Consider the following 12234-nt stretch of genomic DNA (forward strand, 5'->3'; position numbering starts at 1 on the left):
CAGAATTATGCTGAAAGCCCCGCCATAGTGCGGTGCTTTCGCTTTCGTGGCATCACCAAATCTGATCGAAGCCATTCCGCAATATCGTTTTGCGTGATGGCGGTAGCGGCGTAATCTCTGCGGACTCGCTCAGGTGTTGCCATGACCTCTCCCGCCTCCGCTCGTCCCGTCGTTCCGCTGCCGCTGGTCATCATCGCGGGGTGCATCATTGCCGCGATTGGTTTTGGGACGCGCGGGGCCTTTGGGTTGTTCACCCTGCCGGCGACGGAAGACCTTGGCCTATCGCGCGAGCAATGGGCAATGGCCATGGCGGTACAGAACCTAGTCTGGGGCATAGCACAGCCGTTCGCCGGCGGCTTTGCGGATCGCTATGGCACAGGCCGTGTCCTTGCCGTCGGCGGCCTGATCTATGCGCTCGGCGTGCTCGGCATGTCGTTTTCGACCGACGTCGTGAGCCTGACCCTGACCGCAGGTATCGTAACCGGCACAGGCATCGCAGTCGCCTCGTTCGGTGTCGTGATGGCCGCCTTCGGCCGCGTCGTTCCCGCGGAAAAGCGCAGCTTCGTCTTCGGCATTGCCACCGCTGCCTCCTCGGCTGGCCAGTTCATTTTTGCGCCGCTCGGTCAGGGCTTCATTTCCGCTTTCGGCTGGCAGATGGCGCTCGTGTGGATTGCTCTGCTCCTCCTGCTGATCATCCCACTATCCGCCGCATTACGGGGTCGGAGCGTCAGCACGCCCGGCGAAGCCGACATGCCTTTCATGCAAGCGCTGTCGCAGGCCTGGGGCCATGGGTCATACAGGCTCTTGGTCATCGGCTTCTTCGTTTGCGGCTTCCATCTGGCGTTCATAAATGTCCACATGCCCGCCTACCTCGTGCAGTGCGGCCTGTCGCCGGAAGTCGGAAGCTGGACCATTGCGGTGATCGGCCTATTCAACATCGCCGGCTCGCTGCTTTCAGGCTGGTTGGGCTCGCGCCTGCCCAAGCAAATCCTGCTCGCGACTATTTACTTCCTGCGCGCGATTGCGATCGCAGCGTTCCTGCTGTTCCCGGTTACGGAAGTCACCGCCTATACGTTCGCGGCAGCAATGGGCCTGCTTTGGCTCTCAACCGTGCCGCTGACGGCGGGCCTCGTTACCCTGTTCTTCGGGCCGCGCTATATGGGCATGCTCTACGGCGTCGCCTTCTTCAGCCACCAGCTCGGGTCGTTCGTCGGCGTCTGGTTGGGCGGCGTTGTCTATGACCAGACCGGATCTTATAGCCTCGTCTGGTATCTCGGTATCATTCTGGGTCTCGCATCCGCAGCGCTGCATCTGCCGATCAACGAGCGCAGCGTTTCGAGTTTCAGGATCCAACCCGCTTAACCCATAGCAACTATCGTTTTTTACCGATAAAAGCTTGCCAACCCGGCCGGACAGGTTCATGTTCCGGCCAATTATTGCGCCGCCGTCTTCTGGGCGAGCCCCTCCTTACTGAGCAATTCTCATGTCTGATCACGTTAATCGGGTGCTCTCGCGCCCGGAATTCATTGCCCTTATCGCGGCCCTCATGGCGCTGAATGCGCTCGCCGTCGACGTTATGCTTCCTGCGCTGCCCTATATGGGCGAAGCGCTCAATATCGTCAGCGAGAACGAGCGCCAGTTCGTCGTGTCGTTCTACATGCTCGGCATGGGCATCGCGCAGCTTGCCTTTGGTCCATTGACCGACCGTTTTGGCCGCCGGGCGCCGCTGCTTGCTGGCATCGGCGTCTACATCATCGCTGTGATCGCCGCAGCCTTCGCGCCAAGCTTTGCCGCGCTTCTCGCGCTCCGCTTCGTGCAGGGCATGGGTGCAGCGAGCGTGCGCGTCATCGCCACCGCCGTGGTACGGGACCGGTATCAGGGCCGCGAAATGGCCGAAGTCATGTCGCTCACATTCATGGTCTTCATGGCGATTCCAATCGTCGCGCCCGGCATTGGTCAAATCCTGTTGCTGACCGGGCCTTGGCAGATGATCTTCATCTTCATGGGCCTGCTTGCTCTGGTCTTTTGGAGCTGGACCTATTTCCGCCTGCCTGAGACGCTGCCTGCCGAGAAACGTCGTCCCCTCAGCTTTTCGGGGATCATTCAAGGCTTCAAGATCGTCGTGACCAATCGCGTAGCCTTCTCTTATGGGCTCGCGGGCACTTTCCTTTTCGGCGCACTCTTTGGCTTCATCAGTTCGGCACAGCAGATCTACGTCGATATCTACGGCCTCGGCGTCTACTTCCCCGTGGCATTTGCTGCAGTGGCAGGCCTGATGGCCGTGTCATCCTTCACCAACTCGCGCATCGTGCGCAGCCTCGGCATGCGTCGCCTCTCCCATGGTGCGATGGTGGTCTACACCCTCGCTTCGGCGGTTCTGTTGGCGCTTTCGCTTGCCGGCTATGTGCCATTCTGGGTTTTCTTCGGCCTCCTTTGCGTGGTCATGTTCTGCTTCGGCTGGGCTGCGTCGAACATGAATTCGCTGTCCATGGAACCGCTGGGCGCCGTCGCCGGTACGGCAGCATCGGTCTTCGGCTTTATCCAGACCGTTGGCGGCGCCTTGATCGGTAGCTATGTCGGGCAGATGTTCGATGGCACCACCGTGCCGGTGGCGGCAGGCTATTTCAGCATGGGCGTACTGACCCTGATCTGCATTCTCGTTGCAGAGAAGGGCCGGCTGTTCGGCGTCGGTGAGCAATATAGCCACGGCGAGGCCGCGCCCATCATGGACGCGCACTAAAAACCAAGCCACCCGCAAAACGGGTGGCTTTTTTCTTACGCGAGAGAATCTACGGGCGGGAAGGAAAGCTCGGCACGATCGGCGTAGACGTGGTCGATCAACCCCCAGGCCTTGGCATCTTCGGGAGTCATATAGCGGTCGCGCTCTAGGGCCAGCTCGACTTCCTCATATGTTCGTCCACAATGGCGGGCATAGATATTATTCGTCAGGCGTTTGAGTCGCAGGCTTTCCTCTGCATGGATCAGGATGTCCGTCACCTTGCCCTGAAAACCGCCCGAGGGTTGGTGCAACATGATTGAGGTGCTGGGCAACGATGCGCGATGACCCGGCTCACCCGCAGCCAGAATGATTGTCGCGGCTGATGCTGCCATGCCCATACACAGTGTACCGACCGGTGCCTTGATAAACTGCATGGTATCGTACATCGAGAGACACGCGGTTACGACGCCACCGGGTGAATTGATATACATGTAGATCGGCTTGGTCGGCGCCTCTGCTTCCAGAAACAGCAATTGGGCACAGATCAACGAGGCCATGTTGTCCTCGATCTGGCCATTTACGAAAATGATCCGCTCCCGGAGCAGCCGAGAATAGATGTCTAAGGCGCGTTCGCCACGACTGGATTGTTCGACGACCATAGGGACGAGTTGCATCATGTCGCGCATCGGCGACCTCCATGAGGTTTTCGGTGTAATTGGTAAGGTTAGCGCGGCGCTTAAGCCGCGAGCATCATCGGCTCGTTGCTATTGTCGGCCGCGGGAACGGACAGAGGCGCATGCGTTAGCCTGAAATAGCTGCCGCCGTTATCAAGCGGGCTGATTTCAAAAGTGACGACGCTGTCGGATGAAGACGCGCCATCCTCCTGATCTCGCCACCGATAGGTCACGCTGTGCGGCTCATCGGTGTGGATGATCGAAATGTGCGTCTTGGACGGCAGATCGAGCCAAAGTTCGAGATATTCGGGGATGGTCAGCGCTCGCCAGACCTTCTCGGGCGGCGCATCGAGCTCGGTCTCGAAGACCACTGCTTCATCCTTGTCGGTCATTGGTCCATCTCCCGCAGCAGGTCCTTGAGATTATGGATCCGGCTCGGCCAGAAATCGCGATAGCGCGCGAGCCATGCGTGCAAAGGTACAAACCCGTCGGGATCGACGCGGTAATGGGCGAATCGTCCTTCCCGCCTTTCGCTGATCAATCCCGCACCCTTGAGAACTGCAATGTGCTGCGACATCGCCGGCTGTGAAATGGCGAAGCCATCGCGCAGATCGGTGGCTGTCAATTCCGCTCCGGAAAGCCGCTCGAGAATTGCCCTGCGGGTCGGATCGGCCAGCACTTTGAATATTTCAGCATCGCTCATGCACACACATAAGCATAGACTTATGAGTCGAGCAAGTGGGTCAAGGCTCTTTGCGGGTTTGTCGAGGAAGTCTAGGCTGAAGCGTCTATCACTCCGGAATCTGCCATGTCAGGTCGCACCTATCTCGCCATCCCCGGTCCATCTGTCGTGCCGGAGCGTGTGCTGAACGCCATGCATCGCGCTTCGCCCAATATCTATGAAGGCGAAGTGGTTGAGATGATGGATGGCCTGATGGCCGACCTACGGCGCGTCGCAGTCACCAGGCAGAACGCGGCAATCTATATTGCCAACGGACATGGCGCATGGGAGGCCGCGAATGCGAACCTCTTTTCGCGCGGCGACAAGGCCCTTCTGGTAGCGACAGGACTTTTCGGCACCGGCTGGGCCAGCTCAGCCATACGACTGGGTGTGGACGTTGAGGTGATGGATTGTGGCAAGTCAGGCGCAGCCAATCCGGATTTGATCGCGGAGCGATTGCAGACCGACATATCGCACAACATCAAGGTGCTCATGGTCACGCATGTCGACACGGCCTCATCAGCGAAGAATGACATTGCCGCAATCCGCCGTGCCATTGATGCCGCCGGGCACCCTGCTCTCCTTGCCGTCGATGCCGTCGCGAGCCTCGGCTGCGACGACTTGCGCATGGACGATTGGGGCGTCGATGTCATCGTCGGCGCCAGCCAAAAGGGCCTGATGATGCCACCGGGTCTCGCCTTTCTCTGGTTTTCCGACAAGGCGCGCGAGCGATCCGCAGAGAGCGATCTCAGAACACCCTATTGGGATTGGTCACCGCGAACCGATGGCGCCGAGTTTTGGCACTATTTCGGGGGCACCGCTCCGACGCAGCACCTCTTTGGCATGCGCGAAGCGCTACATATGATTTTAAACGAAGAAGGCCTGGAGAATGTTTGGCAGCGCCACCACACGCTTGCCAGATGCGTGTGGTCGGCGCTGGACGCCTGGAGCGCCGGGCACTCCCATATCGGTCTCAATATTGCTGATCCTTCCGCCCGCGGACACTCCGTCACCGCAGCGCGCATCGGTAATGGTGGCGCCCTCAAACTGCGGCGCTGGATGGAGCAAGAAACCGGCGTCACACTGGGCATAGGTCTCGGCATGGCTCTCTCCAGCGAGCCAGCCTATGGCGATTTCTTCCGCATCGGTCACATGGGGCACGTTAATGCCCACATGGTGCTCGGCGTCCTGTCAAGCATCGAAGCGGGCATGGAGGCCCTGGGCATAGCGCGAGGCAATGGCGCGATAGAGGCCGCAGCCAAGGCGTTCTGCGACGTGGCTAGACCGTAAAGACCTCGCGGCGGAGTTCGTCCCAACTCTCTTTGCTCGGCGCGATAAGCAGACCGCCATCGCTGTGACATGCCTTGTATTCCGAGCCATCGAGGCGCGCGACATGCGCACCGGCTTCGCGCATCATGAGCGCGCCGGCAACGTGGTCCCAAGGCATCAGCTTATTATACATGAGGAAATGGACATGCCCGCTGGCGGCCATGCGATATTCATGGCCAGCACAGCGATAGTTGGCGAACATCTTGACCTTGGCCAGATTGCTCAACACCTGGCCGCGCACGGTATCGGGAAGATACGAGGCTGAAGCCAGGCCACCCATTTCAGCAAGCGGCGCTGGCTCGGCAAACTTCTGGCGCACACGGCGTCCATCGGGAAACACCTGCCAAGTGCCGCAGCCACGCTCGGTCATCAGGAAATCGTCGCCCATTGGGTCGTAAATGACGCCGGCAACGGTCTCGCCATTTTCAACCACCGCCGCCATCACGGCAAAGAGCGGTAAGCCAGCGGCGAAATTGTAGGTGCCGTCGACTGGATCGACATAGATGACGGTGCGATCCGCAAAGTTGGTTTCGAGCAGCGCCGGATTGGCGGAAACAGCTTCCTCGCCGACAACTACGGTATTGGGCGAATGAGCATTGATCGCCGCCGTAATGACCCGCTCCGCATTCTCGTCAGCTTCGGTAACGAGATCGAACGCATTGGTCTTGCTGCGCACCATGCCCTCGTCGAGATGCCGGAAACGCGGCATGATCTCGGCCTTGGCCGCTTCACGCAATATGCCGGCAAGCCGTTCGATATTCATGCGTTTTCTTCCCTTGCGGTGACGGTCAGGCTGGCGAAATCAAAGAGTTTCGGATCCAGCATGTGGCTCGCATTGATATTGCCGAGTGCGCGGATCATGACATCCTTGCGGCCCGGCATACGCTTTTCGATATCGGTCAACATGGCCTTCATCGCATTGCGCTCGAGCCCATCCTGCGAACCGCAGAGATCGCAAGGAATGATCGGAAACTGCATGGCATCGGAAAACTTCTGTAGATCTTCCTCTGCGCAATAGATCAGCGGGCGCAGCACCTGCAGATCGCCTTCATCGTTGACGAGTTTGGCCGGCATCGCCGCGAGCTTGCCGCCATGGAACATGTTCATGAAGAAGGTTTCCAGGCTGTCATCGCGATGATGACCTAGCACCAGCGCCGTGCAGCCTTCTTCCCGCGCGATGCGATAGAGATTGCCGCGACGAAGGCGCGAGCAGAGCGAGCAATAGGTCGCGCCCTGCGGCAGCTTGTCGGTCACGATCGAATAGGTGTCCTGATATTCGATGCGATGCTCTATCCCCAATCCTTCAAGGAATTCCGGCAGGATATGCTTGGGAAAGTTCGGCTGGCCCTGATCGAGATTGCAGGCCAAGAGCTCCACCGGCAGCAGGCCGCGCCACTTGAGATCGAGCAACAGGGCGAGGAGGCCATAGCTGTCCTTTCCGCCCGAAAGCGCAATCAGCCATTTCTCTCCGGGCTGGACCATCCCGAATTTTTCGAGTGCCTCGCGCGTGTTGCGGATGAGACGCTTCCGCAGCTTGTTGAACTCGACCGAACGCGGTGCCTTGGCGAAAATCGGATGCGCACCAGTTTCATTTTCGTCAGCCGGCGTGGTCGGGGCTTCCATCACCGCGGTCATGGCAAATCTCTCATATGAACCTTCGCCCTGCTGATACCCCCTGCAGAAGCGCAGGGAAAGCAAAAGCGACAGGCCTCAACCTTACCAAAGCTTAACTTCCTGTCCTTGTTTTATGCGTAATGCCACAGTTAGATGACACATCTTCCTGGCACCTTGGAGTCTCCCGGTGTTCCGCTCCTTTTTCCCCGTCCCCAAGATATTCTTCTCGTCGGCAGCGTTGTGGCTCCTGGCGTCCGTGCTGATCTGGTTTGCCGTCGGCGAACCCATCCGCTCTGTCATCAGTATCGATCGGTTCACCCACCCCCAGATCGCCTCGACGGAGACACCGGGCGCCGATCAACCGACGACAGCAGACGATCCGGTTGCGGCGCAGCCTGCGGCGGGTGCCGATCAGACCAACCCCAATGCTCCGGCGACAACCGAAAGCGCCACTTCGACCTCACAACAGGCTGCCGCCGCGGGCGCCGCCGAGTCCTCGGTTGGCAACTTCCTCAACGGGGATCGCGTCTGGCTTTATGAGTATGTGCTGCTCGTTGCGCTTGCGTTCTGCGTCTTCTGGTACTTTTACAAGCGCAACGAATGGTATTGGTGGAGCGTCGTCGGATCGACTGGGATCCTGTTGGTCATCTATTTCCAAGTGCAGGTCGAAGCGTTCGTCAACGAATGGTCTGGCGTGTTCTTCGATATGATCCAGCTGGCTTTGACCCAACCGCGGTCGGTTTCGCCTGAGCGTTTTTACGGCGAGGTCTTCACGCTGCTGATCGTATTGATGCCAACCATCATCGTTTCAGTTTTGCTCGCCTTCTTCACCTCGCACTACGTCTTCCGTTGGCGCAAGGCGATGAACTTCTACTACATGGCGCATTGGCCAGCGATCCGCCAAACGGAAGGTGCCGCGCAGCGTGTGCAGGAAGACACCATGCGTTTCGCGACCATCGTTGAGGACCTCGGCACGGCCTTTTTCAGCTCGCTGATCACGCTTGTCGTGTTTCTGCCGATGCTGTGGGGACTATCGAGCACGATCACCGAGCTGCCGTTCGTCGGTGAAGTTCCCGGCAGTCTGGTCTGGGTGGCACTTGCAGCCGCCATTATCGGCACGGTACTGCTTGCGACCGTTGGTATCAAACTACCCGGCCTTAACTTTGCCAATCAGCGCGTTGAAGCAGCCTATCGTAAGGAACTGGTGTTTGGCGAAGATCATGCCGAGCGCGCCGATCCGCCAACGGTGAAGGAGCTCTTTGCCAATGTGCAGAAGAACTATTTTAGGCTCTATTTCCACTACACCTACTTCAACCTGGCGCGTTACGCCTACCTCAACATGGTTGGATACGTTCCGCTTCTAACCATGGCGCCGACTATTCTTGCTGGCGGCCTGACCATGGGTGTCTATCAGCAGGTACAGTTGGCTTTTGGCCAGGTTTCGTCCTCGTTCCAGTTCTTCGCTCGCGCCTGGACAACGATTGTCGAACTGCAGTCGGTCTATCTGCGTCTGCGTCTCTTCGAGAGCTTTATCCCGAAGGATCAAGAGCCGATCAAGGAAAGCGTCAGCGGCGCTGCGACGACCTGATACTCAATCAAGGGGCCACTCCTCGGAGTGGCCCTTCTCTTTTGATCACACGGCAAAAGTGACGTGGCCGTTCTGATCGATCGGCCAGGCTGGATTCCAGGCGATTTCCCAGGCGTGCCCATCCGAGTCCGCGATGTAACCTCGGAAGCCGCCATGAATTGGCGCATCAGCCTTGCGCAGGAGCATGCCTCCGGCTGAAAGAAGGGAATCCATGATCGGCTCGACATCTTCTTTGTTCGGGACATTGTGGGCTAGCGCATAGGCGCCGGGGCCCACCGGTAGGCCGCGCTGGTTCATGTCTTCCTCCAGTACTGGCTTGAGGAAGGTACCAAGCACGAACCCGTTCATTTGATAAAAAACGATTTCAGGATTGTCGAATACAGGTGTCCACCCAAAGCCTTCCCCATAAAAGCGGCGTGAGCGGGCGATGTCGGCGACGCCGAGTGTGATGACGGCGATAGACTGTTTCATCGTTCCAGGAGCTTTATGTCGCACGCGCACTATGCGCAGGCGTTCAAGGTCATGGGACTCATCGCGTGGCGAAGGCCAGGACCTGCGGTCTTAACGCAGGGGCTGGGCTAACCGCACCAGCCTTTCCTTTTTAGACTATCGTATTGAGCCAAAAGAAAAGGGCCACCAGATGGCGGCCCTTCCCAGTTCTGTGCGTCGTGTTCGCTTAGCGCGAATAAAATTCGACGACGAGGTTCGGTTCCATCTGGACCGGGTACGGCACGTCCGAGAGGGCGGGCACGCGGGCGTAGGTGGCGACCATCTTGTTGTGGTCGACTTCTACGTAATCCGGCACATCGCGTTCAGCGAGCTGGACGGCTTCGAGAACGACGGTGAGCTGCTTGGAGCGCTCACGCACTTCGATCTTGTCGCCAACCTTGACCTGGTAGGATGGGATGTTCACGCGCTGGCCGTTGACGGTCACGTGGCCGTGGCTCACGAACTGACGAGCAGCAAACACCGTTGCGACGAACTTCGCACGATAGATGATCGCGTCGAGGCGCGACTCGAGCAGACCGATCAGGTTTTCACCAGTGTCGCCCTTGCGACGGCTGGCTTCGTCATAAAGACGACGGAAAGCCTTTTCAGTGATCGAGCCATAGTAGCCCTTCAGCTTCTGCTTGGCGCGGAGCTGCAGACCGTAGTCCGAAAGCTTGCCCTTGCGACGCTGACCGTGCTGGCCGGGGCCATAGGCACGTGCGTTGAGCGGGGACTTCGGACGGCCCCAGATGTTCTCGCCAAGACGGCGGTCAATCTTGTACTTTACAGAATGACGCTTCGACATCGCGTATCCCTTTCATAGTTTGAATGGATCGCGCCCTCCTTTGCCCTCGTCGCCGAGGGCCGACAGATTCCTAAAAATTCAGGAGATCCCGGGTGCGCCTATAAGGCCCGAGGGCCGGATAGGTGGGCGCTTGATAGTGGCGAGGGGCCATCCTGTCAAGCGCCGGAGGGGTTTCAGACCATCTTCTTGTCCAAACTGTCCTGCTCTCGCAGTTGCGGAAAGAGCCGGCTCCAGAGCCCAGCGACGAGCATGGCGCCGACACCTCCGACGGCCACCGCGGCAACCGGACCGATGAAGTGCGCAACGGTCCCGGCGCGAAACTCTCCAAGCTCGTTGGATGCACCAATGAAGACTGAATTGACCGCGTTGACACGTCCGCGGACCTCTTCCGGCGTCCAAAGCTGCATGATGGTTTCGCGGATCGTGACGCTGACCATGTCGGCAGCACCCACCAGCATCAACGCAGCAATGGAGAGCCAAACGCTGGTCGAGAGGCCGAAGACGAGCGTGAAGAGACCAAAGAGCGCCACGAAGGCAAAGAGGGTCTTGCCCGCATGCTTGCGCACCGGGAACTTGGTCAAGACGAGCGCCATGGTGAGCGCGCCAATTCCGGGCGCGGCGCGCAGCACGCCGAATTCCATTGGCCCGCCGTGGAGGATTTCCTCGGTAAAGGCAGGCAGCAGCGCAACGGCGCCGCCCATGAGCACCGCAAACATGTCCAAAGAGATGGCACCGAGCACCACCTTATTGGAGAGAATATAGCGGAAGCCACCAAAGATGGTTTCAAGGCTCGTCGCTTGCTGAGCCCGTTGCTGAGTGGGCTTGGGAATGAGAGTAACGCAGACAGCGCCGCAGACCAGCAGCACGGCGGCTGTGCCAAAGGCGAGGATCGGGCTGATGGCATAGAGGACGCCGCCGACCGACGGTCCCGCGATACTGGCAATCTGCCAGGCCGACGCATTGACCGTGATCGCGTTTGATAACGCCTCAGGCGGCACCAGATTCGGCGCCAGCGATTGCGCCGCAGGACCCCAGAAGGCGCGGGCTGTCCCCAACACGACCAGGATGACGAAGATCGGCCAGACCTGATGGGCCTCAACTTCGACCAAGGCCAGAAATCCGAGGGCGCAGAGCAATTCCACGGTAAGGCAGATTGCCATGATGCCGCGACGATTGAAGCGGTCGGCGGTCAATCCCGTAACGAGGATAAGGCAGAGCGCCGGGAGAAACAGACACAGCCCAACAAGCCCGAGCAGGAAATAATCACCAGTCACGGCAAAAATCTGCCAGGCGATGGAGACCGACATGATCTGCACGGCAAAGCTGACGAACAGTGTCGTCAGCCAAAAAAAGCGAAAGCCGGGATAGGTGAAGGCAAGCCGATTGGGCTCAGTAGGATGGGTCGTGAACATGATTACCCGGCATGACACTTTGTCGCACCGGCGTCAAAGGCGAATCTGGTCCGATCCGTTCGGCAGATTAATCCGTGATCGGTTTATCGGCCTCGGCCTTCTGCCGGTTTGGATTCGGTCGCTCATGGCGCCGGTCGATTGAAGAAATCACGCCGCGCAGTGTGCGGATTTCCTGGCTGGTAAATCGCCCGCGGGTGAGCGCCGTGCGCAGATTGTTGACCATGCTGGGGCGCTTATCCGGCGTCGTGAAGAAACCACTCTGATCAAGCACGCCTTCGAGATGCTCGAACAGCCCGACAAGTTCGTTGCGCGGCGCGGCTTCATCGAGCCCGTCCCCAAAGGGCAGATCTTTGCCCGGGCCACCATGGCGACGCCATTCATATGCCATCAACAAAACCGCCTGAGCGATGTTGAGAGACGCGAATGCCGGTTCGACCGGAAGGGTTACGATCGCGTCCGACATGGCGACTTCATCATTGAGAAGGCCCCAACGTTCGCGACCGAAGAGCAGTCCCGCCCCCTGCCCGGCATTGATGCTCTGGGCCATATTGATCGATGCTTCTTCCGGCCCCAGCACTTCTTTCTGCATGTCGCGCGAACGGGCCGTAGTGGCATAGACCAGCTTGAGATCGGCGATGGCGTCTTCCAGTGTTTCGAAAACACGGACACGCTCGAGCACATGGTCTGCTCGAGAGGCAGCTGCTACCGCCTTTTCATTCGGCCAGCCGTCGCGCGGGCGAACAAGGCGCAGGTCCCAGAGCCCGAAATTGGCCATGGCGCGTGCCGCAGTGCCGATATTCTCGCCCAATTGCGGTTCGCATAAAATAATCGCTGGCCCGGGGGCCAGCGTTATGGAGAGGGAAGTGTCAGTGCCTGCCATCTG

At 59.0% G+C, this 12234-nt stretch carries 13 protein-coding genes; 4 read left to right on the plus strand and 9 right to left on the minus strand.

The annotated features are described in order from the left end of the window. Positions 1-141: 141 nt before the first annotated feature. Entirely contained in the window at positions 142-1362 is a 1221-nt protein-coding gene (locus tag ASE94_RS10740; protein ID WP_062630389.1) for an MFS transporter, read from the plus strand. A 121-nt stretch (positions 1363-1483) separates the two neighbouring features. Then, a complete protein-coding gene (locus ASE94_RS10745) occupies positions 1484-2740 on the plus strand; it encodes a multidrug effflux MFS transporter (protein WP_062630390.1) in 1257 nt (418 codons plus the stop codon). A gap of 35 nt (positions 2741-2775) precedes the next feature. Here the strand turns inward: ASE94_RS10745 and ASE94_RS10750 are convergent, their stop codons facing one another. Genes ASE94_RS10750 through ASE94_RS10760 form a run of 3 tightly spaced genes read right to left on the minus strand, consistent with a single transcriptional unit; the run spans position 2776 to position 4096 of the window. Continuing rightward, positions 2776-3405 (minus strand): ATP-dependent Clp protease proteolytic subunit, encoded by a 630-nt coding sequence (locus ASE94_RS10750; protein ID WP_062630391.1) that lies wholly within the window; start codon positions 3403-3405, stop codon positions 2776-2778. Positions 3406-3455: 50 nt separating this feature from the next. After that, positions 3456-3785 carry an SRPBCC domain-containing protein gene (locus ASE94_RS10755; protein WP_062630392.1) on the minus strand — a complete coding sequence of 110 codons (330 nt, stop codon included), beginning with the start codon at positions 3783-3785 and terminating at the stop codon, positions 3456-3458. After that, positions 3782-4096 carry a metalloregulator ArsR/SmtB family transcription factor gene (locus tag ASE94_RS10760; protein WP_062630393.1) on the minus strand — a complete coding sequence of 105 codons (315 nt, stop codon included), beginning with the start codon at positions 4094-4096 and terminating at the stop codon, positions 3782-3784. Before ASE94_RS10760 ends, ASE94_RS10755 begins: the two co-directional genes overlap by 4 nt. Before the next feature lie 105 nt (positions 4097-4201). Between ASE94_RS10760 and ASE94_RS10765 the strand changes: the two genes are divergently transcribed. Then, complete coding sequence (locus ASE94_RS10765) at positions 4202-5404, plus strand: aminotransferase class V-fold PLP-dependent enzyme (RefSeq protein ID WP_062630394.1); 1203 nt, start codon at positions 4202-4204, stop codon at positions 5402-5404. Here the strand turns inward: ASE94_RS10765 and ASE94_RS10770 are convergent. Continuing rightward, positions 5394-6206, minus strand: a complete 813-nt coding sequence (locus tag ASE94_RS10770) for an inositol monophosphatase (RefSeq protein WP_062630395.1) — start codon at positions 6204-6206, stop codon at positions 5394-5396. The two genes, ASE94_RS10765 and ASE94_RS10770, sit on opposite strands and share 11 nt — an antisense overlap. Next, the gene (ttcA, locus tag ASE94_RS10775) at positions 6203-7078 is read right to left on the minus strand and encodes a tRNA 2-thiocytidine(32) synthetase TtcA (RefSeq protein WP_062630396.1); all 876 of its coding nucleotides are present in this window, start codon (positions 7076-7078) and stop codon (positions 6203-6205) included. The genes ASE94_RS10770 and ttcA overlap by 4 nt, the downstream gene beginning before the upstream one ends. 166 nt (positions 7079-7244) lie before the next feature. Here ttcA and ASE94_RS10780 point away from each other — a divergent pair, with 166 nt between their 5' ends. Then, complete coding sequence (locus ASE94_RS10780; RefSeq protein WP_062630397.1) at positions 7245-8645, plus strand: SbmA/BacA-like family transporter; 1401 nt, start codon at positions 7245-7247, stop codon at positions 8643-8645. 45 nt (positions 8646-8690) lie between these two features. Here ASE94_RS10780 and ASE94_RS10785 read toward each other — a convergent pair whose 3' ends face one another. The 4 genes from ASE94_RS10785 to ASE94_RS10800 all read right to left on the minus strand — a co-directional run bounded on the left by ASE94_RS10785 (position 8691) and on the right by ASE94_RS10800 (position 12231). Beyond that, positions 8691-9116 carry a VOC family protein gene (locus ASE94_RS10785; protein ID WP_062630398.1) on the minus strand — a complete coding sequence of 142 codons (426 nt, stop codon included), beginning with the start codon at positions 9114-9116 and terminating at the stop codon, positions 8691-8693. A 205-nt stretch (positions 9117-9321) separates the two neighbouring features. Beyond that, the gene (gene rpsD, locus ASE94_RS10790) at positions 9322-9939 is read right to left on the minus strand and encodes a 30S ribosomal protein S4 (RefSeq protein ID WP_061911256.1); all 618 of its coding nucleotides are present in this window, start codon (positions 9937-9939) and stop codon (positions 9322-9324) included. Between the two features lie 173 nt (positions 9940-10112). Continuing rightward, entirely contained in the window at positions 10113-11351 is a 1239-nt protein-coding gene (locus ASE94_RS10795; RefSeq protein ID WP_062630399.1) for an MFS transporter, read from the minus strand. Between the two features lie 67 nt (positions 11352-11418). Then, positions 11419-12231, minus strand: a complete 813-nt coding sequence (locus ASE94_RS10800; RefSeq protein ID WP_061911615.1) for an RNA methyltransferase — start codon at positions 12229-12231, stop codon at positions 11419-11421. Positions 12232-12234 lie beyond the last annotated feature (3 nt).

Source organism: Devosia sp. Leaf64 (assembly GCF_001421945.1).
In the GTDB taxonomy this organism is placed as follows: domain Bacteria; phylum Pseudomonadota; class Alphaproteobacteria; order Rhizobiales; family Devosiaceae; genus Devosia.

Coding starts and splice junctions, on each gene's coding strand:
- ASE94_RS10760 (WP_062630393.1), bottom strand. CDS start 4,096: ATGAGCGATGCTGAAATATTCAAAGTGCTGGCCGATCCGACCCGCAGG.
- ASE94_RS10765 (WP_062630394.1), top strand. CDS start 4,202: ATGTCAGGTCGCACCTATCTCGCCATCCCCGGTCCATCTGTCGTGCCG.
- ASE94_RS10740 (WP_062630389.1), top strand. CDS start 142: ATGACCTCTCCCGCCTCCGCTCGTCCCGTCGTTCCGCTGCCGCTGGTC.
- rpsD (WP_061911256.1), bottom strand. CDS start 9,939: ATGTCGAAGCGTCATTCTGTAAAGTACAAGATTGACCGCCGTCTTGGC.
- ASE94_RS10800 (WP_061911615.1), bottom strand. CDS start 12,231: ATGGCAGGCACTGACACTTCCCTCTCCATAACGCTGGCCCCCGGGCCA.
- ASE94_RS10770 (WP_062630395.1), bottom strand. CDS start 6,206: ATGAATATCGAACGGCTTGCCGGCATATTGCGTGAAGCGGCCAAGGCC.
- ttcA (WP_062630396.1), bottom strand. CDS start 7,078: ATGACCGCGGTGATGGAAGCCCCGACCACGCCGGCTGACGAAAATGAA.
- ASE94_RS10755 (WP_062630392.1), bottom strand. CDS start 3,785: ATGACCGACAAGGATGAAGCAGTGGTCTTCGAGACCGAGCTCGATGCG.
- ASE94_RS10750 (WP_062630391.1), bottom strand. CDS start 3,405: ATGCGCGACATGATGCAACTCGTCCCTATGGTCGTCGAACAATCCAGT.
- ASE94_RS10795 (WP_062630399.1), bottom strand. CDS start 11,351: ATGTTCACGACCCATCCTACTGAGCCCAATCGGCTTGCCTTCACCTAT.
- ASE94_RS10745 (WP_062630390.1), top strand. CDS start 1,484: ATGTCTGATCACGTTAATCGGGTGCTCTCGCGCCCGGAATTCATTGCC.
- ASE94_RS10785 (WP_062630398.1), bottom strand. CDS start 9,116: ATGAAACAGTCTATCGCCGTCATCACACTCGGCGTCGCCGACATCGCC.